The sequence below is a fragment of the Streptomyces bauhiniae genome, from assembly GCF_004784475.1.
Classification (GTDB): Bacteria; Actinomycetota; Actinomycetes; order Streptomycetales; family Streptomycetaceae; genus Streptomyces; species Streptomyces seoulensis.
This window is the reverse complement of record NZ_SRRT01000008.1, coordinates 37637-62030: the sequence shown is the minus strand read 5'-3', so window position 1 is coordinate 62030 and position 24394 is coordinate 37637. Positions and strand designations below refer to the sequence as shown.

24 protein-coding genes are annotated in these 24394 nt (G+C 73.7%); 11 read left to right on the top strand and 13 right to left on the bottom strand.

Annotation, left to right across the window (positions count from 1 at the left end; all coding sequences use genetic code 11):
* Nucleotides 1-43 precede the first annotated feature (43 nt).
* The 4 genes from E5083_RS25340 to E5083_RS25325 all read left to right on the top strand — a co-directional run bounded on the left by E5083_RS25340 (nucleotide 44) and on the right by E5083_RS25325 (nucleotide 5401).
* Nucleotides 44-1585 carry an amino acid permease gene (locus tag E5083_RS25340; RefSeq protein ID WP_135788020.1) on the top strand — a complete coding sequence of 514 codons (1542 nt, stop codon included), beginning with the start codon at nucleotides 44-46 and terminating at the stop codon, nucleotides 1583-1585.
* A 274-nt stretch (nucleotides 1586-1859) separates the two neighbouring features.
* Nucleotides 1860-3227, top strand: a complete 1368-nt coding sequence (locus E5083_RS25335; RefSeq protein WP_135788019.1) for a peptidase C39 family protein — start codon at nucleotides 1860-1862, stop codon at nucleotides 3225-3227.
* 94 nt (nucleotides 3228-3321) lie between these two features.
* Nucleotides 3322-3975, top strand: coding sequence for a TetR/AcrR family transcriptional regulator (locus E5083_RS25330; protein ID WP_425276750.1), 654 nt, complete (start codon nucleotides 3322-3324; stop codon nucleotides 3973-3975).
* A 253-nt stretch (nucleotides 3976-4228) separates the two neighbouring features.
* Complete coding sequence (locus tag E5083_RS25325) at nucleotides 4229-5401, top strand: acyl-CoA dehydrogenase (protein WP_135788017.1); 1173 nt, start codon at nucleotides 4229-4231, stop codon at nucleotides 5399-5401.
* Here E5083_RS25325 and E5083_RS25320 read toward each other — a convergent pair.
* Both E5083_RS25320 and E5083_RS25315 read right to left on the bottom strand, forming a co-directional pair.
* Nucleotides 5364-5603 carry a hypothetical protein gene (locus E5083_RS25320; RefSeq protein ID WP_135788016.1) on the bottom strand — a complete coding sequence of 80 codons (240 nt, stop codon included), beginning with the start codon at nucleotides 5601-5603 and terminating at the stop codon, nucleotides 5364-5366. The genes E5083_RS25325 and E5083_RS25320 overlap by 38 nt on opposite strands.
* A 77-nt stretch (nucleotides 5604-5680) precedes the next feature.
* Nucleotides 5681-6124, bottom strand: coding sequence for a hypothetical protein (locus tag E5083_RS25315; RefSeq protein ID WP_135788015.1), 444 nt, complete (start codon nucleotides 6122-6124; stop codon nucleotides 5681-5683).
* A 234-nt stretch (nucleotides 6125-6358) separates the two neighbouring features.
* Between E5083_RS25315 and E5083_RS25310 the strand changes: the two genes are divergently transcribed.
* The 4 genes from E5083_RS25310 to fxsA all read left to right on the top strand — a co-directional run bounded on the left by E5083_RS25310 (nucleotide 6359) and on the right by fxsA (nucleotide 10401).
* On the top strand, nucleotides 6359-6802 hold the full coding sequence (locus E5083_RS25310) for an Lrp/AsnC family transcriptional regulator (protein ID WP_030810457.1): 444 nt from the start codon (nucleotides 6359-6361) through the stop codon (nucleotides 6800-6802).
* 62 nt (nucleotides 6803-6864) lie between these two features.
* Entirely contained in the window at nucleotides 6865-8469 is a 1605-nt protein-coding gene (locus tag E5083_RS25305; protein WP_135788014.1) for an amidohydrolase, read from the top strand.
* A 534-nt stretch (nucleotides 8470-9003) separates the two neighbouring features.
* On the top strand, nucleotides 9004-9792 hold the full coding sequence (locus E5083_RS25300) for a polyprenol monophosphomannose synthase (RefSeq protein WP_135788013.1): 789 nt from the start codon (nucleotides 9004-9006) through the stop codon (nucleotides 9790-9792).
* A 33-nt stretch (nucleotides 9793-9825) separates the two neighbouring features.
* Nucleotides 9826-10401: an FxsA family membrane protein gene (gene fxsA, locus E5083_RS25295; protein WP_135788012.1), complete on the top strand. Its 576-nt coding sequence runs from the start codon at nucleotides 9826-9828 to the stop codon at nucleotides 10399-10401.
* A 99-nt stretch (nucleotides 10402-10500) separates the two neighbouring features.
* Here fxsA and E5083_RS25290 read toward each other — a convergent pair whose 3' ends face one another.
* From E5083_RS25290 to yczE, 4 genes are all read right to left on the bottom strand, one after another.
* Entirely contained in the window at nucleotides 10501-10875 is a 375-nt protein-coding gene (locus E5083_RS25290; protein ID WP_003977404.1) for an RNA polymerase-binding protein RbpA, read from the bottom strand.
* 267 nt (nucleotides 10876-11142) lie between these two features.
* Nucleotides 11143-12489 carry an MFS transporter gene (locus E5083_RS25285; protein WP_135788011.1) on the bottom strand — a complete coding sequence of 449 codons (1347 nt, stop codon included), beginning with the start codon at nucleotides 12487-12489 and terminating at the stop codon, nucleotides 11143-11145.
* A gap of 64 nt (nucleotides 12490-12553) precedes the next feature.
* On the bottom strand, nucleotides 12554-13321 hold the full coding sequence (locus E5083_RS25280; RefSeq protein ID WP_135788010.1) for a glycerophosphodiester phosphodiesterase family protein: 768 nt from the start codon (nucleotides 13319-13321) through the stop codon (nucleotides 12554-12556).
* Complete coding sequence (yczE, locus tag E5083_RS25275; protein WP_135788009.1) at nucleotides 13318-13986, bottom strand: membrane protein YczE; 669 nt, start codon at nucleotides 13984-13986, stop codon at nucleotides 13318-13320. The genes E5083_RS25280 and yczE overlap by 4 nt, the downstream gene beginning before the upstream one ends.
* Before the next feature lie 103 nt (nucleotides 13987-14089).
* Here yczE and E5083_RS25270 point away from each other — a divergent pair, with 103 nt between their 5' ends.
* Entirely contained in the window at nucleotides 14090-15595 is a 1506-nt protein-coding gene (locus tag E5083_RS25270) for an SCO1417 family PLP biosynthesis transcription factor (RefSeq protein WP_135788008.1), read from the top strand.
* A 100-nt stretch (nucleotides 15596-15695) separates the two neighbouring features.
* Here the strand turns inward: E5083_RS25270 and E5083_RS25265 are convergent, their stop codons facing one another.
* Both E5083_RS25265 and E5083_RS25260 read right to left on the bottom strand, forming a co-directional pair.
* Nucleotides 15696-17303, bottom strand: coding sequence for an ATP-binding protein (locus E5083_RS25265; RefSeq protein ID WP_135788007.1), 1608 nt, complete (start codon nucleotides 17301-17303; stop codon nucleotides 15696-15698).
* An 89-nt stretch (nucleotides 17304-17392) separates the two neighbouring features.
* Complete coding sequence (locus E5083_RS25260; protein WP_030810431.1) at nucleotides 17393-17587, bottom strand: hypothetical protein; 195 nt, start codon at nucleotides 17585-17587, stop codon at nucleotides 17393-17395.
* Nucleotides 17588-17807: 220 nt separating this feature from the next.
* On the opposite strand from E5083_RS25260, the gene E5083_RS25255 reads away from it, so the two are divergent.
* Nucleotides 17808-18200, top strand: coding sequence for an ankyrin repeat domain-containing protein (locus E5083_RS25255; protein WP_135788006.1), 393 nt, complete (start codon nucleotides 17808-17810; stop codon nucleotides 18198-18200).
* A 306-nt stretch (nucleotides 18201-18506) separates the two neighbouring features.
* Entirely contained in the window at nucleotides 18507-19925 is a 1419-nt protein-coding gene (locus tag E5083_RS25245) for a HEAT repeat domain-containing protein (RefSeq protein ID WP_135788005.1), read from the top strand.
* Nucleotides 19926-19951: 26 nt separating this feature from the next.
* Here E5083_RS25245 and E5083_RS25240 read toward each other — a convergent pair whose 3' ends face one another.
* From E5083_RS25240 to E5083_RS25220, 5 genes are read right to left on the bottom strand one after another with little or no spacing between them, the layout of a single operon-like run.
* Nucleotides 19952-20818 (bottom strand): 5-oxoprolinase subunit C family protein, encoded by an 867-nt coding sequence (locus E5083_RS25240; RefSeq protein ID WP_135788004.1) that lies wholly within the window; start codon nucleotides 20816-20818, stop codon nucleotides 19952-19954.
* Nucleotides 20815-21432, bottom strand: coding sequence for a 5-oxoprolinase subunit B family protein (locus E5083_RS25235; RefSeq protein WP_135788003.1), 618 nt, complete (start codon nucleotides 21430-21432; stop codon nucleotides 20815-20817). Before E5083_RS25235 ends, E5083_RS25240 begins: the two co-directional genes overlap by 4 nt.
* Complete coding sequence (locus E5083_RS25230; RefSeq protein ID WP_135788002.1) at nucleotides 21429-22196, bottom strand: LamB/YcsF family protein; 768 nt, start codon at nucleotides 22194-22196, stop codon at nucleotides 21429-21431. The genes E5083_RS25235 and E5083_RS25230 overlap by 4 nt, the downstream gene beginning before the upstream one ends.
* Nucleotides 22197-22224: 28 nt before the next feature.
* Nucleotides 22225-23064, bottom strand: coding sequence for a putative hydro-lyase (locus E5083_RS25225; protein ID WP_135788001.1), 840 nt, complete (start codon nucleotides 23062-23064; stop codon nucleotides 22225-22227).
* Nucleotides 23061-24365, bottom strand: a complete 1305-nt coding sequence (locus tag E5083_RS25220) for an MFS transporter (protein ID WP_135788000.1) — start codon at nucleotides 24363-24365, stop codon at nucleotides 23061-23063. Before E5083_RS25220 ends, E5083_RS25225 begins: the two co-directional genes overlap by 4 nt.
* Nucleotides 24366-24394: the final 29 nt, after the last annotated feature.

Below are 24394 nucleotides of genomic sequence, written 5' to 3'. Positions count from 1 at the left end.
GACCGCACTTCACGCGTCCACCCCCCAACAGAAAGGCAGATCAGTGTCGGAACGGATATCGCCGCCAGGGGCCGAGGCTCCGGCGGCCGAGGAACCGGTCGTGCTCGACGACGACGCGACCCTGCACGCGATGGGTTATCCGCGCAAACTCACGCGCCGTTTCAAAGCGTTCGACAATTTCGCGATCTCCTTCACCATCATCAATGTCCTCTCGGGTATTTTCTCGTCCTTCGGATTCGGTCTGAGTGCGGGCGGCCCCCGTATTCTCGTATTCGGCTGGATCGGCGTCTCCGTTATGGTGCTCTTCATCGGTGCCGCCATGGCGGAGGTCGCCTCCGCCTATCCGACGAGCGGGGCGCTGTATTTCTCCGCCGGTAAACTCGCCAAGCGGCACAAGGGTGCCTGGTCCTGGTTCACCGGCTGGCTGAACTTCGTGGGGCAGATCGGCGGCACCGCCGCCACCGGATACGCGGCCGCCACCTTCATCCAGGCGTTCGTCGCCCTCCAGTGGTCCTCCTACGAGCCCACCGCCCAGCAGACGGTGCTGATCACCGCGGTGATCATCGTGCTCCAGGGTCTCGCCAACACCTACACCGTCCAGCTCGTCGCGGTGCTGAACCGGATTTCCGTGTGGTGGCTGCTGATCGGACTCGTGGTGATCGTGGGCGCACTCATCGTGATTCCCGATCACCACCAGTCGGCGTCCTTCGTCACGCATTTCGAGAACAACACCGGCTTCACCAACGGCCTTTACGGCGGCATGCTGGGCCTGCTGGTCACGAGCTGGACCTTCACCGGCTTCGACGGCAGCTTCCACATGTCGGAGGAAACCGTCCAGGCGACCGTCAACGCGCCCAAGGGCATCACCCGCGCCATCGGCTATTCGGCGATCACCGGCCTGATCCTGATGCTCGCGCTGGTCTACAGCATTAGCGACTACACCAAGGTGGCCGGCTCGGACGCCCCGCCCGTCCAGATTCTCATCGACGGGCTCGGCATCGGCACCGCCAAGGTCATGCTGCTGATCGTCATCGGCGCCATGCTCTTCTGCGGGCTGGCCAACCTCACCAGCAACACCCGGCAGATCTTCGCCTTCTCGCGCGACGGTGCCATGCCCGGCTCCCGCTGGTGGCACTCCGTCTCGCCGCGCACCCGGACACCCGTCAAGGCGGTCTGGCTCGCGGTGGCCTGCTCGCTCGCCCTGGTGGTCCCCGGCTGGTGGTCCCACACGGCGTTCACGGCGATCGTCAGTGTCAACGTGGTCGGACTGTTCCTCGCCTACGCGGTGCCGATCTTCCTGCGGCTGCGGCTCGGCGACGAGTTCCAGCCAGGCCCCTGGCACCTGGGCCGCTGGGGCCGGCCGATCGGCTGGGTCGCGGTGGTCTGGATTCTGCTCAGCAGCGTCCTGTTCATGCTGCCGCAGGCTTCCCCGATCACCGTGGACTCCTTCAACTACGCGCCGATCGCGCTCGCGGCCGTGCTGCTCATCGCCACGGTGTGGTGGTTCACCACCGCCCGCCGCCGCTTCCAGGGCCCGGTCAGCTACGGCCGCCCCGACGAGGTCGCGGCGATGGACCTGGTCTGAGCCCCCGGGCGCCCTCAAGGTGACCCGAAGGTGACATGAGCCTGCCATGGCACGGCCCCGGTGTACGGCGTCCCGCCCGCACCGGGGCCGTGCCATGCCGGTGCGCCGGTTCCCGCCATTGGCCAAGACCAATATTCATGGGCGCGGCATGCGCCGAAGTGCTGGCAGGGGCATGTCGGCTGCTCCATAGTTGGCGCACAACCGTGCACCCGAGTTGGCGCACGCCCGTGCACCTGAACCGTCCCGATCCGGACACCTGGGGGTAGTCGCGCCCATGAGCAGAGCCCAGCAGCCGTCCCGCCGTACCGTTCTCGCCGCAGCCGTCGCCGTCGCGGCGGCCGCCGGGACGGTACCCGCGGCCGCCGCCACCGCAACCGCGGCCGACGCCGACGACTCGGGCCGCGCGCCCGCCCGTCCCGTCGACAACCACGCCTGGACCACGTACCTCGACTGGCGCGGCGGCACCGGACACGGCGTCCGGACCGTGCCCGGCCGGCGCCCCGGCATCGCCATCGGCGTGCCCGAGGGCCGCACCGACTACACCGACCCGCACACCGGCACCACCGCCGCCTGGGAGTACGCCACCTGGACCTCCCCGCTGCACCGGCTCCGGGTGCCCGCCACCGAGCTGATCGCGTCCTGGAACGCCGACACCCCGGCCGGCACCTGGCTCCAGATCGAGCTGCAGGCCGGCTACTCCGACGGCACCACCGCACCCTGGTACGTGATGGGCCGCTGGGCCGCGGGCGACCAGGACATCAAGCGGACCTCGGTGGACGACCAGAGCGACGGCAAGAGTTCGGTGTGGACCGACACCTTCGCCATCGACGACGCGAGCACCGGCCTGCGCGCGATCGCGTACCGGCTGCGCCTCACCCTGTACCGGACGCCGGGCACCCGGCGCACCCCGACCGTGTGGCGCGTCGGCGCGATGGGCTCCGACATCCCCGACCGCTTCACCGTCCCGGCCTCCACGCCCGGCCTCGCCCGCGAACTGGTCGTCCCGCGCTACTCGCAGGAGATCCACAAGGGCCAGTACCCCGAGTACGACAACGGCGGCGAGGCGTGGTGCAGCCCGACCTCCTCGCAGATGATCATCGAGTACTGGGGCGGCCGGCTCACCCCGGAGCAGCTCGCCTGGGTGGACCCCTCCTACGCCGACCCGCAGGTCGACCACGCGGCCCGGTACACCTACGACCACCAGTACACCGGCTGCGGCAACTGGCCGTTCAACGCGGCCTACGCGGCGACCTTCCCCGGCATCCAGGGCGTGGTGACCCGGCTGACCTCGCTCACCGACCTGGAGACCCTGATCGCGGCCGGCATCCCGGCCATCACCTCCCAGTCCTTCCTCAAGACCGAGCTGACCGGCGCCGGTTACGGCACCTCCGGCCACCTGATGACGGTCATCGGCTTCACGGCCGCCGGCGACGTCATCGCCAACGACCCGGCCTCGCCCAGCGACCCCGAGGTGCGCCGCGTCTACGCCCGGCGCGAGTGGGAGAACATCTGGCTGCGCACCAAGCGCTACGACGCGAACGGCCAGGTCAAGAGCGGTACCGGCGGCGTCTGTTACCTCTACTTCCCGGCCCGCCCGACCCCGCGCCAGCTCCGCGCGCTCGCGGCGGTGGGCGTGCGCTGACCCGGCATGGGGGCGGCCGGGCGCCGGTCCGGCCGCCCCCTCTGCCATACTGCGCGGGTCCCGCCGAACGTCGAGACCAGGGCAGAATGTGAGTGTGCGTCAGCAGCAGGCGGCTGTTCCCGTCCGGGCGCGCGGCACCGACCGCTCCGCGGCCCGCCGCGCCGAACTCCTCGCCATCGGGCGCACGTTGTTCGCGGACACCTCCTACGACGCGCTGTCCATGGACGACATCGCCCGCCAGGCCCATGTCGCCAAGGGCCTGATCTACTACTACTTCCGCTCCAAGCGCGGCTACTACCTGGCGATCGTCCAGGACTCCGTCGCCGAGCTGGTCGCCTTCGCCGCCAGTGGCGCCGAACTCCCCGCCGTGGACCGCCTCCAGCGCACCATCGACGGCTATCTCCGCTTCGCCGAGCACCACCAGGCCGCGTACCGCACCATCGTCAGCGGCGGCGTCGGCTTCGACGCCGAGGTGCACGCCATCCGGGACGGGGTGCGCGAGGCGATCGTCGCCACCCTCGCCGACGGCGCGTACGGCAGGACCGACATCGGCCCGCTGGCCCGTACCGGCCTGTTCTCCTGGGTCTGCAGCGTCGAGGGCACCACGCTCGACTGGATCGGCCGCCCGGAGCTGACCCGCGCCGCCCTGGGCGAGCTGCTTGTCAAGACGCTCGGCGGCACCCTGCGCGCCATCGAGGAGCTGGACCCCTCTTGCCCGGCCCCGCCGCCGGCCCGCCGCGACGGCTGAGATTCCCCCGAACGGCCCTGCCCGCACCCCGGCCGAAGGGGGTCCGGGCGGCTCCGGCTGGATTCTTGAAGTAAGCGGTCGTTAACTGGTGACGGGAGGTCCCCGATCGGGCATACTCACGGCACAAGCCGCTGGTCAGCCGCCTCCGAGACCCGGAAGCGGGGCCCTCGGCGCCACCGGAGCGATCGCGCGGAGCCGCCCCACCCAAGGCGCACATCCGCCGATGTGCCCGCACAGGGAGGAGTCCGACGCCATGTCCGACCGCGAAACGCAGCCGGTGGAGCGTCAACTGCCCACGGACGAGGCGAGGGATCTGCTCGCCCTGGTCCGGGACATCGCACAGCGCGAGATCGCGCCGAAGGCGGCCGAGGAGGAGGACGCCGGACGCTTCCCCCGCGAGGTCTTCACCCTCCTGTCGGAAGCGGGCCTGCTGGGCCTGCCCTACGACCCCGAGCACGGCGGCGGCGAGCAGCCCTACGAGGTCTACCTCCAGGTGCTGGAGGAGCTGGCCGCGGCCCGGCTCACCGTCGGCCTCGGCGTCAGCGTGCACACCCTCGCCTCGTACGCGCTCGCCACCCACGGCACCAAGCAGCAGCAGGTCGAGCACCTGCCCGCCATGCTCGGCGGCGGTCTGCTCGGCGCCTACTGCCTCTCCGAGCCGTCCTCGGGCTCCGACGCGGCCTCCCTGCGCACCCGGGCCGTCCGGGACGGCGACGACTGGGTGCTGAGCGGCACCAAGGCGTGGATCACCCACGGCGGCATCGCGGACTTCTACACGGTGATGGCCCGCACCGGCGCCGACGGCCCGCGCGGCATCACCGCGTTCCTGGTGCCCGGCGACGCCGAGGGCCTGAGCGCGGCCGTGCCGGAGAAGAAGATGGGCCTCAAGGGCAGCCCCACCGCCCAGATCCACCTGGACGGCGTACGCGTCCCGGACGAGCGGCGCATCGGCGAGGAGGGCCAGGGCTTCGGCATCGCCCTCTCGGCACTGGACTCGGGCCGGCTCGGCATAGCGGCCTGCGCCATCGGCGTCGCCCAGGCGGCCCTGGACCAGGCGGTGGCGTACGCGACCGAGCGCCGGCAGTTCGGGCACCCCATCGCGGACTTCCAGGGGCTGCGCTTCCTGCTGGCCGACATGGCCACCCAGATCGAGGCGGGCCGGGCGCTGTACCTGGCGGCGGCCCGACTGAAGGACGCGGGCAGGCCGTTCGCCAAGCAGGCCGCCATGGCCAAGCTGCACTGCACCGACACCGCGATGCGGGTCACCGTCGACGCCGTGCAGGTCCTCGGCGGCTACGGCTACACCGCCGACTTCCCGGCCGAGCGCTACCTGCGCGAGGCCAAGGTGCTGCAGATCGTCGAGGGCACCAACCAGATCCAGCGGATGGTCATCGCTCGTCATCTGGCGGGGCCGGAGAGTCGCTGAACTGCCCCCGGCGCACCGTCGGGGCCGCCAGCTCGGCCCACTCCGGGTCGTGGCGCCCCGGCAGCGTGCGGCCCCGGTCCGCCCAGACCCGCATCAGCTCGGTGTAGATGGGCGGGTCCGGGTGCGCGGGCGGAGCCGCGTCCGCCGGCCGGGGCACGTAGACGCGGCGCTGACGCCCGGTGGCCGTCTGGGTGGGAGTCATGCCTGGCCAACGCGAGCGCGGCCGGGCAGGTCACCGGCGGGCGGAATCGAGCGTCAGTTCAGCGCCGTCCGCACCGCTCAGGCGGCGGCGTCGCCGCGCATGAACGGCACCCGCATCGGGCGCGAACCCGGACCGCCCACGTGCGAGAACGGCTGGGTGCGCCAGTCCAGGCCCTGGGGGAGCGTCAGCAGCAGCGCGGTGTCCTGCTCCTGCGGCGTGAAGGACGCGTCGGCGGGGCGGGCGTCCGTCGCCGCGCGGCCCGTACCGGCACAGGCCGTCAGGCCGAAGGGATTCCACGGCGAGGCGCACAGCGCGTGCTCCGGCAGGGACTCCTCGTCCGCCAGGAGCGCGATGGCCTGCGCGCAGTCCGGGCAGATCACCCGGTACATCTCGAAGGTGTCGTAGTCGGCGTCGAGGCCGTAGGCGTCACCGGAGTCCGGTTCGACACCCTCCGGCTCGGGCTCGACGACGAGCTGCTGCCGCTTGCCGGCGGCACGAACGGGGCGCTTGACACTCTGCATGGGATTCTCCCCCTAAGGCTGGGCCGTGAAGGCGCTGCGGCCTCGACCACAGCAAGCACTTCCCGCAGGTTCTCGGCGGTAATCGTGGGAACCTCACGCAGCGCGGTCACATGGTGTGGCGTTCGTCACAGGCTAACGGTGGATATCCGCCCAGATGCCGCGTGCCGCGCCCGTGGAGCCCCTGGAACTTCGCCCGCGCGCACGCGCGCGGGACCGCAGGGTAGGTTCTGGCGCATGGAGGAGCTGGACCGTCAGATCGTGCAGTTGCTCGTCAAGGACGGGCGGATGAGCTACACGGACCTGGGCAAGGCCACGGGCCTGTCCACGTCGGCCGTGCACCAGCGCGTGCGCCGGCTCGAACAGCGGGGCGTCATCCGCGGCTACGCCGCCGTCGTCGACCCCGAGGCCGTCGGGCTGCCGATGACCGCGTTCATCTCCGTCAAACCGTTCGACCCCAGCGCCCCCGACGACATCGCCGAGCGCCTCGCGGGCGTCCCCGAGATCGAGGCGTGCCACAGCGTCGCCGGGGACGAGAACTACATCCTCAAGGTGCGGGTGGCCACCCCGCACGAACTGGAGGAACTCCTCGCCCGGCTGCGCTCCCTGGCCGGCGTCTCCACCCGCACCACGGTCGTGCTCTCCACCCCGTACGAGGCCCGCCCGCCGAAGATCTCCTGAAGCCCCCCCTTCCGCGCGCCCCGGTTCCGGGCGCGCCGGGGGTACGGGAGAGACTGGTGGGCATGAGTGAGCAGCCCGCCGGCCCCAAGACCGTCCTCCTGCGCCGGGGCGAGGTCCACAGCCCCGCCGACCCCTTCGCCACCGCGATGGTGGTGGAGCGCGGCCAGGTCGCCTGGGTGGGCTCGGAGGGGGCCGCCGACGCCTTCGCCGACGGGGTGGACGAGGTGATCGACCTCGACGGCGCCCTGGTCACCCCCGCCTTCACCGACGCCCATGTGCACATCACCGCCACCGGGCTCGCCCTGACCGGCCTCGACCTCTCCGGCGCGCCCACCCTGGAGGCGGCCCTCGCCCTGGTCCGGGACTTCGCCGCCGCCCGCCCCGCCGACCGGGTCCTGCTGGGCCACGGCTGGGACGCCGCCCGCTGGCCCGGCGGGCGTCCGCCCACGCGCGCGGAGCTGGACACGGCCACCGGAGGCCGCCCGCTGTACCTCTCCCGCGCCGACGTCCACTCGGCCGTCGTCAGCACCGCCCTGCTGGACCTCGTCCCGGCCGGGGTGAGCCGCGCCGACGCCCCGCTCACCGCCGACGACCACCACGCCGTCCGCGAGGCCGCCCTCGGCGCGCTCGCCCCGGCCCAGCGCGCCGAGGCCCAGCGCACCGCGCTCGCGCACGCGGCCTCCCTCGGCATCGGCTCGGTGCACGAGTGCGGCGGCCCGCAGATCTCCTCCGAGGACGACTTCACCGGCCTGCTGAAGCTCGCCGGAGAGCTGCCCGGCCCCCGCGTCGTCGGCTACTGGGCCGAACGGGACGTCGACAAGGCCCGCGAACTGGGCGCGGCCGGCGCGGCCGGCGACCTCTTCGTGGACGGGGCGCTGGGCTCCCACACCGCCTGCCTGCACCAGCCGTACGCCGACGCCCCGCACACCGGCACTGTCTACCTGGACGCCGACGCGGTCGCCGAGCACGTCGTCGCCTGCACCGAGGCGGGGCTCCAGGCGGGCTTCCACGCCATCGGTGACGCCGCCGTCACTTCCGTGGTCGAGGGTGTGCGCACGGCCGCCGAGAAGGTCGGCCTCGCCCGCGTACGGGCCGCCCGGCACCGGGTCGAGCACGCCGAGATGCTCACCCCCGACACCGTCGCCGCCTTCGCCGAGCTGGGCCTGATCGCCTCCGTCCAGCCCGCGTTCGACGCGATCTGGGGCGGCGAGGACGGCATGTACGTCCGCCGCCTCGGCGCGGGGCGGGCCCGCACCCTCAACCCGTACGCGGCCCTGCTGCGCGCCGGGGTGCCGCTCGCCTTCGGCTCCGACAGCCCGGTCACCCCGCTCGACCCCTGGGGCACCGTCCGCGCCGCCGCCTTCCACCGCACGCCGGAGCACCGGGTGTCGGTGCGGGCCGCGTTCACCGCGCACACGCGCGGCGGCTGGCGCGCCATCGGCCGGGACGACGCGGGCGTCCTGGTGCCGGGCGCCCCCGCCGACTACGCGGTCTGGCACACCGGTGACCTGATCGTGCAGGCCCCCGACGACCGGCTGGCCCGCTGGTCCACCGACCCCCGCTCGGGCACCCCCGGCCTGCCCGACCTCACCCCCGGCACCGGGCTCCCGGTCTGCCTGCGGACGGTGGTCGGGGGGCGGACGGTGTTCGTACGGCCGGGCGAGTGATCTCCCGGCCCGCCGGTGGAGCCGAACGGGTGGCGCCGCCCGGTCGCCCGACCTGCGTATCCTCGGGCTTTTCCGCGCCCTGCCCGGCGTACGCCCTGGCCGGGGGCTGTTGACAGCCGACGGCGGGGGGCCGGTAGGTTCGGCCGAGTCCACCAACGGACGTTCGACCGGGGAGTGTTCGCACACTCGTCGCGGCGCCACTGGGTCAGGACGGTGTGCCGTACCGGGGCACCGTCGACGGCAGCCAGGCGCAGTGCTCGCGCCGACGAGGGAGCGCTCCGGCCGGTCGGCAAGGTGTGACCCGGATGGGGCCCGCGCGCTCAGTAGACAACGGCTCTCGGTCGATCCGCAGCCAGCGGGTCCCAGGTCGGCCCGAAGGGCGGCGCGGGCCCCCATCCGCCGAGCGAAACGCGCCGGAACGCGGGCTCCTGCCCCGCTCACCGGCTTCCGACACCGCCCGAGCCCCGTGCCGCCGCGTCATCGCAGGCCGTGACCACTATGGTGGACGCCTGCGCACGACATGAAGGGGCAGCAGTGAACGACGGCGACGGGACCCTCTCGGCCAAGGCCAGAGGGCGGCAGTTCGGTCCGCTCGGCACGGCCTTGGTGATCATTCCGACCTACAACGAGGCGGAGAACATCAAGACCATCGTGGGCCGGGTACGCAAGGCCGTCCCCGAGGCGCACGTCCTCGTGGCGGACGACAACAGCCCGGACGGCACCGGCAAGCTGGCCGACGAACTGGCCGCCGCGGACGATCACGTCCAGGTGCTGCACCGCAAGGGCAAGGAGGGCCTGGGCGCCGCCTACCTCGCGGGCTTCCGCTGGGGCCTCGAGCACGGCTACGGCGTGCTGGTGGAGATGGACGCCGACGGCTCCCACCAGCCCGAGGAACTGCCCCGCCTGCTGACCGCCCTCAAGGGCGCCGACCTGGTCCTCGGCTCGCGCTGGGTGCCGGGCGGCCGGGTGGTGAACTGGCCCCGGTCGCGCGAGGTCATCTCCCGCGGCGGCAGCCTGTACTCCCGGATCGCCCTCGACCTGCCGCTGCGCGACATCACCGGCGGCTACCGCGCCTTCCGCGCCGAGACGCTCCAGGGGCTCGGTCTGGAGGAGGTCGCCTCCCAGGGCTACTGCTTCCAGGTCGACCTGGCCCGCCGCGCGGTCAAGGCCGGGTACCACGTGGTGGAGGTCCCGATCACCTTCGTGGAGCGCGAGTTCGGCGACTCCAAGATGAGCCGGGACATCCTCGTGGAGGCCCTGTGGCGGGTCACCGCCTGGGGCGTGGGCGACCGCGTCGGCAAGATCAAGGCCAAGGGCAAGTAGGAGTACCGGGCGGGGCCCAGGCACACTGGAAGCATGACGACTGGCGCATCCACCCCCCAGCAGACGGGGCAGTCCGGGCAGTCCGGGCGGCCCAAGCGTTCGGCGCTGCGCAGGTATCTGCCGCTCGCCCTCGCCGCGTGGCTGGTGCTGGAGATCTGGCTGCTCACCCTGGTCGCGGACGCGGCCGGGGGCCTCGCCGTGTTCCTGATCCTCGCCGCGAGCTTCGTCGCGGGCGCGGTCGTGGTGAAGCGGGCCGGGCGCCGCGCCTTCCGCAGCCTGGACGAGGCCCTGCGGCGCGGTACGGCGCCCTCCTCGGGCGGCGGCAGCAACGGCCTGCTGATGCTCGCCGGACTCCTGCTGATGCTCCCCGGCATGCTCTCCGACGTGGCCGGACTGCTCCTGCTGCTGCCCCCGGTGCAGAACCTGGTCCGCCGGCGCACCGAGCACGTGGTGAGCCGCAAGCTGCGCGGGGCCACGCCGGGCTCCTTCGGCGACGCCTTCCAGCAGGCCCGTATCCACCGCCCGGACGGCAAGGTGGTGCAGGGCGAGGTCGTCCGGGAGCGCCGCGACGACCCCACCGACGAGCCCCGGCCGCCGCTGAACCGCTGAGCGGGCCCGGACAGCACAGAACCGCGGGCGCCGTACATCCCTGAAGATGTACGGCGCCCGCGGTTCTCTGTGCGCTCGGTCCGGCGCGGCCCCTGAGGGCTACGCGGACTTGCGGCTGTCGCGCGGGTGTACCGCGATGTTCATCGCGCCCGACCGCAGGACCGCCAGACGCTCCTCAAGGACCTCTTCGAGTTCCTCGCGGGTGCGTCGTTCCATCAGCATGTCCCAATGGGTACGCGCGGGCTTGGCCTTCTTCTCCTCAGGGCCGTCGCCGTCGACCAGGAGTGCCTGGGCCCCGCAGACCTTGCACTCCCACTCCGGCGGAATCTCCGCCTCGACCGAGAAGGGCATCTCGAAACGATGCCCCTTCTCGCATGCGTACTCCACGGCCTGGCGCGGGGCCAGGTCGATGCCGCGGTCCGTCTCGTAGCTGGTCACCACGAGGCGCGTACCGCGAAGAGCTCGCTCACTCATGAATCGTGCCTCCCGGGCTTGTCGCCCACAGGACAGGTGTCGCTGTCGTCGTCATCCGGTCAACGTCCGGTCGGCGGTAAAGATTCCCGTTCCGAGTCCCGTTCCGGGTCGTGCGTCGCCGTCGTAGCCGCCCCTTGTTGTACCCACACACGCCCGGTTTGTCACATCTGCACGCAGATATGACCCAGCGTTTCGCTGTCTTTGACGCGCAGTAACGGTACGCCTGGCAGGCCAAACGCGTACACTACCGCCCTTTCGTGTTGAACGCTAAATCCTCTCGGGGACCGGGTTCCCCGCCTCGCCGATCGCACGCCGGACCGGTACCCGCGCCAGCAGGACGAAGCCGATCACGAAGAAGGCCACCAGGGAGACGATCGCGGAGCGGTAGCTTCCGGTGAGCTGGTAGGTCACCCCGAACAGCAGCGGGCCGAGCCAGCTCATGCCCCGGTCGCTCATCTCGTACGCGGAGAAGTACTCCGCCTCCTTGCCCGGCGGGATCAGGTGGGAGAACAGCGAGCGGGACAGGGCCTGGCTGCCGCCGAGGACCAGGCCGATCGCGGCCGCCAGCACGTAGAAGAACACCGGCGCCCCGGCGGGCAGGAAGTACCCGGCGGCCAGCGTGAGCGTCCAGGCCACCAGAGAGCCGAGGATCGTGCGCTGGGCGCCGTAGGTCCGCGCCAGTCGGCCCATCGCCAGGGCGCCCGCGACCGCGAGCACCTGCACCAGCAGGACCGCGCCGATCAGGGTGGACTGGTCGAGGCCCAGTTCCTCCGAGCCGTACACCGACGCCTGGGTGATCACCGTCTGGATGCCGTCGTTGTAGACGAGGTAGGCCAGCAGGAAGGCGAGGGTGCGGGGGTGGCGGCGCATGTCCTTCACCGTGGCCGCCAGTTGGCGCAGCCCGGTCGGGGCGGCGGCCGCCACGCGCGCGCGGCGGTCGCGCAGCCGGCGCAGCGGGATCAGCGCGAAGGCGCCCCACCACAGCCCGGCCGAGGCCAGGCACACCCGCACGGCCGCCGGCTCCGAGAGCCCGAAGGAGTCGTGGGCCAGGTACAGCACCAGGTTCACGACCAGCATCAGCGAGCCGGCCGCGTAGCCGAAGGCCCAGCCGCGCGAGGAGACCCGGTCGCGTTCGGCGGGCGGGGCGATCTGTGGCAGGTAGGAGTTGTAGAGCATCATCCCGACCGACTGCGCCGCGTTGGCCACCACCAGCAGCAGCCCGCCGAGCAGATACCGGTCGCCGTCCAGGAAGAACATGCCCGTGGTCGCGGCCGCCCCGGTGTACGCGGCCGCCGCCAGCAGCGGCTTCTTGCGGCCCGTACGGTCGGCCAGGCTCCCCACCAGGGGCATCACCAGCACCGCGACGATCACGGACAGGGAGACCGTGTAGGCGAAGAACGAGCCCGCGCGCACCGGCAGCCCGAGCGGGTGCACATAGCCGTCGGCGTCGGCCGCGTGCCGGGCCACGGAGGTCAGATACGGGCCGAGGAACACGGTCAGGACGCTGGTGGAGTAGACCGAGCACGCCCAGTCGTACCAGTACCAGCCGCGTTGCTCGCGCCGTGAACCCGGCGTCTCCTCGGACGCCCCCGCCCGCACGGTGTCGATACCCACCCCGCGCCCCTCGCTTCCCCGCCGCAGTGCCGTGCCAAGGCGGGGGAGGTGTCGCGGGGCCAGGTCAGACCCAGACGCCGCGGTCCTCCATGACCTCGCGCAACGTGTCGATGTGATCGGTCATGATGCCATCGACCCCCATATCCAGGAGCCGGTGCATCCGCTCGGGTTCGTTGACCGTCCACACGTGCACCTGGAGCCCGCGCGCGTGCGCCGCTCGCACGAAGCGCCCGTCGGCCACCGGGACGCCCGACTGGGCCACCGGCACCTGAGCCGCCACGGCCGAGCCGCGCACCGGCGCGGGCAGTCCCCAGGAGCGCAGCCGCAGCCCCAGTACGCCCAGGGTGCCGAACGAGGTGGCCAGCCTCGGCCCCGCCAGCCGCTGCGCCCGGCGCACCCGCGCCTCGGAGAAGGAGCCCAGGCAGACGCGGTCCCAGGCGTCCGCCCGCCCGACCAGCTCCAGGAACGGCAGCAGGGCCGCCTCCGCCTTCACGTCCACGTTCCAGCGGACCCCGGGGAACGTCTCCAGCAGCTCCGCGAAGAGCGGTACGGGTTCTCGGCCGCCCACGCGGGCCTGCCGGACCTCCGCCCACGGCAGGTCGGCGACGCGGCCGGTGCCGTCGGTGACCCGGTCCAGGGAGTCGTCGTGGAAGGCGACCAGCGTGCCGTCCGCGGTGAGGTGGACGTCGGTCTCGATGTAGCGGTAGCCCAGCGCGACCGCCCGGCGGAACTGGGCCACGGTGTTCTCCACCCCCTCCGCCGCCCCGCCCCGGTGGGCGAAGGGAATGGGGCCGGGATGGTCCAGGTACGGGTGGCGTATCGGCTCGGTCACCGGCGCAGTATCGCGCGCTCCGGCTCGTGGGCGGCAACCACCCTGCTCGGTACGGGCGCCGGGCGCAGCGCGAAGACGCGCAGGAAGAACTGGGCGAGCGGACCGATCGCCAGCGCGTACAGCACGGTGCCGACGCCGACCGTGCCGCCGAGGGCGAAGCCGGTCGCCACCACGGTGACCTCCACGCAGGTGCGGATCAGCCGGATCGAGCGGCCGGTGCGCCGGTGCAGGCCGGTCATCAGGCCGTCGCGCGGGCCGGGGCCGAAGTCCGCCGCGATGTACAGGCCGGTCGCCGCGCCGTTGAGCACGATGCCGGAGACCATCAGCGCGCTCCGCGCGGCCAGGCCGTGCGCGGGAGGCAGTACGGACAGGGTGGCGTCCATGGCGAAGCCGATCACCAGCACGTTGGAGAGCGTGCCCAGGCCGGGGCGCTGGCGCAGCGGAATCCACAGCAGCAGCAGGGCCGTGCCGAGCAGGGTCAGCACCACGCCCATGCTCAGGCCGGTGCGGGCGGCGAGTCCCTGGTGGAGCACGTTCCACGGCTCCAGGCCGAGGCCCGAGCGGACGAGCAGCGCCGAACTCGCCCCGTACAGCGCGAGACCGGCATAGAGCTGGAACAGCCGGCGGGAGAGACGGCCCGGAGTGGACACGCCCGGAGCGGACATGGAATACCCCCCTGGGGTGGTGACAGTGGCCTTGCTCGTGTCACTCTGTGGCGTGGGACGGAGCGCCATCCATGGCCAATCCGGGGAAGGTGGACTGATCTTCATGGCACATTGGACCTCTGCGGTGGGTGCCGCTCAGCTCGCCCGGCTCCTCAACTCCCAGCAGGAACGGCCCGGTGGCCCCGGCACACGCCGTCCGCCCGCCTACCGGGCGCTCGCCGACGGCATCCGGCTGCTCGTCCTGGAGGGCCGCGTCCCCGTCGCCGCCCGGCTGCCCGCCGAGCGCGAACTGGCCCTCGCCCTCTCCGTCAGCCGGACCACCGTCGCCGCCGCGTACGAGACGCTGCGCACCGAGGGGTTCCTGGAGTCCCGGCGCGGGGCGGGCAGTTGGACGGCCGTCCCGGCGGGCAACCCGCTGCCCGCGCGCGGCCTGGAGCCGCTGCCGCCCGAGGCGCTCGGCTCCATGATCGACCTGGGCTGCGCGGCCCTCCCGGCGCCCGAGCCCTGGCTCACCCGCGCCGTCTCCGGCGCGCTGGAGGACCTCCCGCCCTACGCCCACACCCACGGCGACTACCCGGCCGGGCTGCCCGCGCTGCGCGCGATGATCGCCGAGCGGTACACCGCGCGGGGCATCCCGACCATGCCCGAGCAGATCATGGTCACCACCGGCGCGATGGGCGCCATCGACGCCATCTGCCACCTCTTCGCGGGCCGGGGCGAGCGGATCGCCGTCGAGTCGCCGTCCTACGCCAACATCCTCCAGCTCATGCGGGAGGCGGGCGCCCGGCTCGTCCCGGTCGCCATGGCCGAGGGGCTCAGCGGCTGGGACCTCGACCGCTGGCGCCAGGTGTTCCGCGAGGCCGCGCCCCGGCTCGCCTACGTCGTCGCCGACTTCCACAACCCCACGGGCGCGCTGGCCGACGAGGACCAGCGGCGCCGGCTGGTGGACGCCGCCCGCGCTGCCGGGACCGTGCTGGTCGCCGACGAGACGATGAGCGAGCTGTGGTTCGAGGAGGAGCTGGGCCGGAACATGCCCCGCCCGATGTGCGGCTTCGACCCGGCCGGTTCGACCGTCATCACCGTCGGCTCGGCCAGCAAGGCGTTCTGGGCCGGGATGCGCATCGGCTGGGTGCGGGCCGCGCCGGACGTCATCCGCAGCCTGGTCGCCGCGCGCGCCTACGCCGACCTCGGCACCCCGGTGCTCGAGCAGCTCGCCGTGCACTGGCTGTTCACCAGCGGCGGCTGGGAGCAGGCCGTGGCGCTGCGCCGCTCCCAGGCCCGCGACAACCGCGACGACCTGCTCGCCGCGCTCCGGCGTGAGCTGCCCGACTGGGAGTACGAGGTGCCGGCCGGCGGTCTCACCCTCTGGGTCCGCGCCGGCGGCCTCTCCGGCTCCCGCCTCGCCGAGGTGGGCGAGCGGGTCGGCGTCCGCGTCCCCTCCGGGCCCCGCTTCGGCGTCGACGGCGCCTTCGAGGGATACCTGCGGCTGCCCTTCACGGTCGGCGGCGCGGTGGCCGACGAGGCCGCGGCCCGCCTGGCCTCGGCCGCACGGCTGGTGGAGTCGGGGGTCACCGGGGGCGGGGAGGCGTCGGGGGTGTTCGTGGCGTGACCCTGCCGGGGGGTGACCGGGGCGTGGGCCAAGAGGCCCCGTACACACCAGCGTGCCCGCTCCAAGGGGTTGGAGCGGGCACGCTGGTGTGTACAGACGTTCAGGCCCGGTCCGCCGGGACCGCGTCCGCCGGTTCGGCCGGGGAGACGACCTCCAGGGAGCGGGTCGGCTCCGATTCCGCCGGGGTGACGCGCTCGGGCAGCAGGGACAGCACCGCCTGCCGCTCCGGTTCCGGGGTCGTCTCGTCGTAGGGGTCCGGGGTGGCCGGGACCTGGAGGCGGTGGACCGGGCCGGAGCCGAGGCGGGCGTAGCCGCGGCCGGGCGGGGTCCGGTCCGGCGGGGTGGTGGGCGGCGGGGCGCCCAGGAACGCGGCGACCTGCTGCGGGGAGGCCGGGCCGAGGACCACCCGGGCGCGGGTGTGCTGGCCGATCGCCTCGCTCAGGGCGTCCGCGCTGTCGAACTGCTCGGCCACCACCACCGTCACCCCCGCCGCCCGCCCGTGCCGCAGCGGGACCTGGAGGAGGGCCTGCGGGTCGGTGCGGTGCTCCGCCTCCGCGAGGTGGGTGAAGACGGTCGGGCGGTCCAGCAGGACCCACAGGGGACGCGTGGTGTCCTCCGGCGGCGGACCGCCCGCCTGCCGGGCCTGGTTGACCGCGAGGAGCCGCCGCTCGGTCTCCTGCGCGGCCCACTCGAGCCCGGACACCGCCCCGGCCGGCGCGCACTCCACGGCCAGCACGCCCGCCCGGCCGATCAGGCAGGAGTACTCGCCGGTGCCGCCGCCGTCCACGATCATCACGTCGCCGTGCCGCAACGCCTGGAGGGCGATGGAGCGCAGCAGCGTGGACGTGCCGCTGCCGGGCTGGCCCATGACCAGCAGATGGGGCTCCGGCGAGCGGCTGCCGGTGCGCCAGACCACCGGAGGCACGTCGCACCGCTCCTCGCCGTAGGAGAGCGGGAGGGTGCGCTGGACCTCGTCGGGGTCGGTGAAGCCGAGCACCGTCTCGCCGGGCGCGGTGACGAAGTGCTGGGCGGTGATGCCGGTGGGCAGGGCGGCGAGGACGCTCAGCGTGAGCCGGTTGCCCTCCTCCTCCCAGACGAAGCGGTACTCCCGGCCGCGCCCCGCCTTCGCGGTGAGCAGCCGCTCGACCCGCGCGCGGGACTCCGGGTCGCCGTCCGGGAAGTACGCCGGGTAGCGGATGACGATGCGCTCCAGCCGGCCGCCCTCGTCGAACTCGTGCTCCGTGAAGACCGCGTCCCACGCGCCGCCGTGCGCGTACAGCGGGGCCGGGTCCTCGGCGGTGGAGAAGCACGGCACCAGGGCCTCGTAGAGCGACTGGAGCCGTTCGGCCCGCGCGGGGTCGGGGCCCTCGGGGGCGGCCGGGGCGTGATCGCGTCCGTACCAGGCCGCCGCGACCATCAGGGACACGGCGGCCAGCAGCGGGCCGTACGGCATCAGCGCGACGGCCATGACCACGGCGGCCGCCAGGAACAGCAGCGGGCCCCGCTTGTCCTTGGGGGTGGCCGCCACCTTGGCCCGGCCGGCCAGGGCCAGCCGGCGCAGACCGCGCGAGATGGTGATCAGCGGGTGGAGGACGTCCGTGGCGCTGTCGGCCGCCGTCCGGGCCAGCTCCCGGCTCCGGGCGAGCTGGGTGCGGGCGAGCTGCGCGCTGTCCTTGCTCAGAATGCGGGGGAGTGGGCGCCGGGCCACTGCTGTCTCCTGGAGGTGGGTACGGGCGTGGGGAGACTCCCCCTCGGACGGGACCCGCCGGTCCGCGTGGCCTCGGGGGAGGGGCGCGGTCAGAACTTGATGCCGCCGAGGAGGCTCGCCAGGCTCTCGCCGCCCGCCTTGATGCTGGGCGCGATGGCCGTGCTCGCCAGGTAGAAGCCGAACAGGGCCGAGACGACGGCGTGCGATCCCTTGAGCCCGTCCTTGCGGAAGAACAGGAAGACGATGATGCCGAGCAGGACCACGCCGGACATGGAGAGGATCATTTGGGACCTCCTGGTGTCGAAGGGGGGACAGTCACCATGAGTACTTCCAGGATCACAGAATGTATCCATACGATAAAAGGTGCAAGTGGGTGAAATTCGGCGTTTTTCCCACGGGTGGTGGAGCCGTCGGTCACCCGGCCGGGCAGAGCCCCCACACCGGTGCGCGAGCCAGTACGCTGGCGATTCACCCGAACGGAAGTCATGAGAGGCGGTCCGGCCGATGAGCGAAGCCCCCGACCCGCAGGTCGTGGAGCTGGCGACCAAGATCTTCGACCTGGCCAGGCAGGGCCGGACCGAGGAACTGGTGGCCTACGTCGACGCGGGCGTCCCGGTCGGGCTCACCAACGACCGCGGCGACTGCCTGGTGATGCTCGCCGCGTACCACGGGCACGCCGACGCCGTCCGGGCGCTGCTCCAGCGCGGCGCCGACGCCGACCGGATCAACGACCGGGGACAGACCCCGCTCGCCGGAGCCGTGTTCAAGGGTGAGACGGCGGTCATCCAGGCGCTGCTCGACGGCGGCGCCGACCCGGCCGCGGGCACGCCCTCGGCCATCGACACCGCCCGCATGTTCGGAAAGATCGAACTACTGGAACTGTTCGGCGCACACTGACACTTCGGCAACCGGCCCCTTCGGGGGGCGGAGATCAACGGGGGGAGGCGGAGGGGGACCGCCGTAAATACGGTCGCGGCGGCACAAACCGCGGGTCATCATGACGACGTGATTCACGGACGTGATGGCCGGGCGGGAGATGCCGCACCACGCGGGCCGTGAAGCGGCCCGCAAGGGGCCCCGACGAGAGGCAGAGAGAAATGGGCAGCAGCAAGCAAGAGACGGCGGGCGCTCCGACGTTGTGTCACGCGGCCAGGTGATGAGTGGTCCCCGGTTGCGTCGACGCTTGATGTGAGGCTGTTTCCCATGTTCGATCCGGTCATAGCGCCCAGCGGTACCCTGCTCGGCCTGCTCCAGCGGGGCCGGGGCGACGGCACCCTGCACGCGCTCACCGCCCCCCGCGCCGAGGCGCTCCAGGCCCTCGACCACTGTGTTCTCCACGACCCCCGCCACGACTGGCAGGTGGAGAACCGCTCCCTCTACTACGCCCGCCTCTACCTCGATCTGAACGGCGGCCTGGACGCCATCGAGGCCCACCTCCTCGACCCCGAGGACGCCCTCGACACCGAGGAGTCCCGCACCGGGCTCGCCCTCGCCGTCCTCGGCCACCTCGCCTCCTACGGCAGGCTCGACGCGCTCGCCCTGCTGCGCCGGTACGCCGCCCAGGGCGCCAACTGGGCCTGGGCGCTGGACGAACTGGCCCTGCGCGACGACGACGCGGGCCTGCGCGCCCTCGCCGCCCCCGTGCTGGCCCGCTTCGGCACCGACCCGGCCGGCGAGGCCGAACTCGCCGCCGCCGTACGCGACGCCTTCGAGCCCCGGCCCTGGCGGCTGTGGGCCGACGACCCGCGTGAATCCGTCTCCGCCCGCGTACGCGCCGCCAGCGAGGCCGGCAGCTTCGACCGCTGGCAGCGGCAGCTCCGGCCCACCGGGCCCCGCCCCGGCTGGAGCGTGGACGCCGTCTTCGAGTGGGCCCAGCAGGGCCTGGAGCGCGGCGCAGCCCTTCATGTCCCCGCCGCCCGCTGCCTGGTCGCCGTCGCCGCGCCCGAGGACCGGCCGGAGATCCTGGCCGCCGCCCGCTCCGGCACCGACGGCGCCCGCTGCACCGCGCTGCGCTATCTCGCCGACAGCGGGGCGCCCGAGACGCTCGACCTGGTCGAGGCCGCCGTCGCGGACGGGCCCGGTGTCGTGGTGGACGCCGCGCTCGACGCCTTCGAGCGGATGCGCACCCCGGCCGCCGTCGACCGCGCCCGCCGCTGGGCCCAGCGGCCCGACGTGCTCGGCGCCGCCGCCGGACGCGTGCTGGCCTGCCGGGGCGGCGCCAAGGACAGCGACCTCGTCCTCGGCGCCCTGCGCGAGGCCGTACGGGGCGAAGGGCCCGACGCGCCGACCCTGTGGACCCTGGTCGACGGCGCCGGACGCCTGGGCATCGCCTGCGCGGCGCCCGTACTGCGCCACATCTACCGGGAGACGGCCTCCTCCCATCTGCGCGGCCGCGCGGCCCGCGCCCTCGCGGCCACCGACCCCTCCTTCGCCGCCGGGTTCGCCGTCGAGTGCCTGTGGGACTGCGAGGAGACCACCCGCGAACTGGCCGCCCGCCACGCCGAGACCGGCGACGCCCGCGTCGTCGAACGCCTCCGCCGCCTGGCCGCCGACCCCGCCGAGGAGGACGAGGTCCAGACGGCGGTCCGCAGCCGCTTCGAACAGGACCCGCAGACGCTGTGAGCCGAAGGGGGCCCGCCGGGCCCCCTTCAGCGGCGTACGGGTACGAAGCGCAGTGGCGTCCCCGGTCTGGCCTGGGCCGCGCCCGGCAGGTCCGCCGGGTGGACCACCGCCAGGACGGGGTAGCCGCCGGTCGTGGGATGGTCGGCCAGGAAGATCAGCGGCAGGCCGTCCGGCGGGACCTGGACCGCCCCCCACACCATTCCCTCGCTGGGCAGTTCGCCCGACCTAGCCCGCTCCAGCGTGGGCCCCTCCGTGCGCAGGCCGATGCGGTTGCTGGCCGGGGAGACACGGTACGTACGACTCGTCAGGTCCCTGAGGGCCTGCGGGGTGAACCAGTCCTCGCGCGGCCCCAGCGTCACCCGGAGCACCAGCTCGGCCGGAGGCGCCGGCTGCGGGGCGGTGTCCAGGCGGGCCGGGGCGGCCGTCGGCGGGCCCAGCGGGAGCACCGTGCCGTCGGTGAGCGGTGGTGGGCCCAGGCCCGACAGCAGGTCCGTGGCCCGGCTGCCGAGCACCGGCTCCACCGCGACCCCGCCCGCGACCGCCAGGTAGGACCGCACCCCCGCCACCGCCGCGCCCACCTCCAGCACCTCGCCGGAGGGCACCCGGACCGGTGCGCCCCAGGGCGCCGGGCGGCCGCCCACCCGCACCGGGCAGGGCGCCCCGCCCACCGCGACGGTGACCGCCGAACGGGCCCGTACGGCACAGCCGTCGAGCGTCGTCTCCAGTACGGCCGCGTCCGGGGAGTTGCCGACGAGGCGGTTGACGAGCGCGGCGGCGGGCGGGTCGAGGGCGCCGGAGCGGGGGACGCCCAAGTGGGCGTGGCCGGGCCGCCCTTGGTCCTGCACGGTCGTCAGCGCGCCCGCCCGCACCACCACCAGCGCACGGTCCGTCACGCGGCCCCCACCGGGATGAAGCGCACCCGCGTGCCCGGCGCCAGCAGGGCGGCCGGTTCCCGCGCGGTGTCCCACAGCACGGCGTCCGTACGGCCGATCAACTGCCAGCCACCCGGCGACGCACGCGGATACACCCCGGTGTACGGCCCCGCCAGCGCCACCGATCCGGCCGGGACCGCCGTGCGCGGGGTGGCCCGGCGCGGCACATACCGGTGCTCCGGCAGGCCGGTGAGGTAGCCGAAGCCGGGGGCGAAGCCGCAGAAGGCCACCGTGAACTCCGTACCCGCGTGGATCTCGGCCACCTCGCGCACCGGGACACCCCAATGGGCGGCGACCTCGGCTAGGTCCGGTCCGTCGTAGTGGACCGGGAGTTCGACCGGGGCGGAGGTGGCTTCGGGGGCGGGCGGCGGTTCGGTGGCGGTCAGTTCGGCGGCCCGGCGTGCCGGGTCGTCCACGCCGTCCAGCAGGACCGTACGGGCCGCCGGGACGATCTCGCGGGCGGACAGCGTGCCCGCCGCGCGCCGCCGCAGCAGCTCGGCGTGCAGGGCACGCGCCTGTTCGGCGGAGGCGACCTCCACCAGCAGGGCGTGCGCGCCCACCGGGAGCGCCCTCACGCGAACGCCTCCACCGGCACGCCCGCCGAGGCCAGCTTGGTGCGGACCCGCCGGGCCAGCCCGACCGCGCCGGGGGTGTCGCCGTGCAGGCACAGGGAGCGGGCCCGCACCCGGACACGGGCGCCGGAGAGCGCGGTCACCTCGCCGGAGCGGGCGAGGTCCAGCGAGCGGGCCACCACCGTCTCCGGGTCGCTGACCACGGCACCCTCCCGGTCGCGGGGGACGAGGGTGCCCTCGTCGGTGTAGGCGCGGTCCGCGAACGCCTCCGGGACCGCGCGGAGGCCCGCCTTCCCGGCCGCCTCCAGCAGACGTGAGCCGGGCAGGCCCAGCACCGGCAGCCGGGCGCCGGCCAGGAGCACGCCGTCCACCACCGCGCGGGCCTGCTCCTCGTCCCGTACGGCCCGGTTGTAGAGCGCGCCGTGCGGCTTGACGTAGGCCACGCGAGCGCCGGCGGCCCGCGCGAACACCTCCAACGCGCCGATCTGGTAGGCGACTTCGGCCGTCAGCTCGGCGGACGGCACGTCCATCGCGCGGCGGCCGAAACCGGCGAGGTCGCGGTAGGAGACCTGGGCGCCGATCACCACCCCGCGCGCGGCGGCCAGTTCGCACACCCGGCGCATGGTGGCCGCGTCCCCGGCGTGGAAGCCGCAGGCCACGTTGGCACTGGTGACGACGGACAGCAGCCCCTCGTCGTCGGTCAGCCGCCAGCGGCCGAAGCCCTCGCCCAGGTCGGCGTTGAGATCGACCGGTCCGGTCACGGTCATCGGGTACGGACCTCCTCAAGTACGCGCATCAGTCGACGCCGACCACGCGGTACTGCTCGTCGCGGGCGTCGGTCAGGAACATCTGCCCCGGCGCGTGGGTGAGGGCGAACGGCGGCCGGGACGCCGTCACCGCCGCCTGCGGGGTCACCCCGCACGCCCAGAACACCGGGATGTCGTCCGGCGCCATCTCCACCGGATCGCCGAAGTCGGGCCGGGCCAGGTCGGCTATGCCGAGGGCGGCCGGGTCACCGCAGTGCACCGGGCCGCCGTGCACGGCCGGGAGCAGCCCGCTCTCCCGGATCGCGGCCCGCAGATGCTCCGGGGGCACCGGGCGCATCGACACCACCATCGGCCCGCGCAGCCGCCCCGCCGGACGGCACTGCCGGCCGGTCACGTACATCGGCACGTTGCGGCCCTGCTCGACATGGCGGATCGGCACGCCCGCCCCGGCCAGCGCCCACTCGAAGGTGAAGCTGCACCCCAGCAGGAAGGCCACCAGGTCGTCCCGCCAGTACGCGCGGGCATCGGCGGGCTCGGCCACCAGCTCGCCGTCCTCCCACACCCGGTAGCGCGGGAGATCGGTGCGCAGGTCGGCGCCGGGCGCGAGGACGGTGGTGGCCGCGCCCGCGTCCGTCACGTCCAGCACCGGACAGGGGCGGGGGTTGCGCTGGCAGAACAGCAGCATGTCGTAGGCCCAGTCGGCGGGCACCGCGATCAGGTTGGCCTGCGTGTGGCCCGCGGCGACACCGGCCGTGGGGCCGGCCAGGCCCGCCCGGAAGCGGGCCCGCGCGGCACGGGGGCTCCAGTCGCGGGCGCCGGGCTCGGCCAGGGCCACGGGGCGGTCGCCGGTCAGGTCGGGGAGGGTCATGCCAGCTCCCGTCCGCGCGTCTCCGGCAGCCCGAACAGCGCCAGCGCCGCCAGCCCGTAGCCCGCCGCGCCGAACGCCAGCGCACCGCCGACGCCCCAGCTCTCGGCCAGGAAGCCCACCAGCGTCGGGAAGACCGCGCCCACCGCGCGCCCGGTGTTGTACGTGAAGCCCTGTCCGGTACCGCGCACCGCCGTCGGGTACAGCTCGCTCAGATAGGAGCCGAAGCCGCTGAAGATGGCCGACATGCAGAAGCCGAGCGGGAAGCCCAGGACCAGGAGCAGGGTGCCCGCGCCGGGCGGGATGTTGGCGTAGGCCAGCACGCAGACCGCCGACAGCAGCGCGAAGAGCCAGATGGTGCGGCGCCGGCCCAGCCGGTCGGTGAGGTGGCCGCCGGTCAGATAGCCGAGGAAGGCCCCGGAGATCAGCAGCGCCAGATAGCCGCCGGTGCCGACGACGGAGAGGCCGCGCTCGGTCTTGAGGTACGTCGGCACCCAGGTGGCCAGCGTGTAGTAGCCGCCCTGGACCCCGGTGGAGAGCAGGCTGGCGAAGAGCGTGATCCGCAGCAGACCGGGCTCCTCGGGCGTGCCCGGCCGGAAGATGGCCGTGAACTTGCCGCGCTCCGGGCTGTGTTCGCGGGCCGCCGCGGCCTGCGGTGCGTCGTGCACCCGGCGGCGCAGCCACACCACCAGCAGCGCGGGCAGCGCGCCGGTCCAGAACAGCACCCGCCAGGCCAGGTCCTCGCCGACGAAGGAGAACACCAGCGTGTAGACGAGCGCGGCCAGACCCCAGCCGACCGCCCAGGAACTCTGCACCACGCCGAGGGTGCGCCCCCGGTGCCGCGCGCTCGCGTACTCGGCGACCAGGATCGCCCCGACCGCCCACTCACCGCCGAAACCGAGCCCCTGAAGGGCGCGGAAGACGAGCAGCGTCTCGTAGTTCGGGGCGAAGCCGCAGGCGACCGTGAACACCGCGTAGGTGACGACGGTGATCATCAGGGCCCGCACGCGGCCGATGCGGTCCGCAACCATGCCGGCCAGGGCGCCGCCGACGGCGGACACCACCAGCGTGACGGTGGTGAACAGCCCGGTCTGGCCGCTGTCGAGGTGGAAGTACGCGGCCAGCGCCACCATGGTCAGCGGCAGCGTGAAGTAGTCGTAGGAGTCGAGGGCATAGCCACCGAAGGCCCCGGCGAAGGCGCGGCGGCCACGCGGGCCGAGGGCGCGGAACCAGCCCAACGGGCCTTCTTCGTGGACGGCTTGGTCCGGGACGGCGGTCAGCTCGGGCGGGGGAGTCGTGCTCATGGGCGGCACCTCGCAGAAGCGTGAGGGGG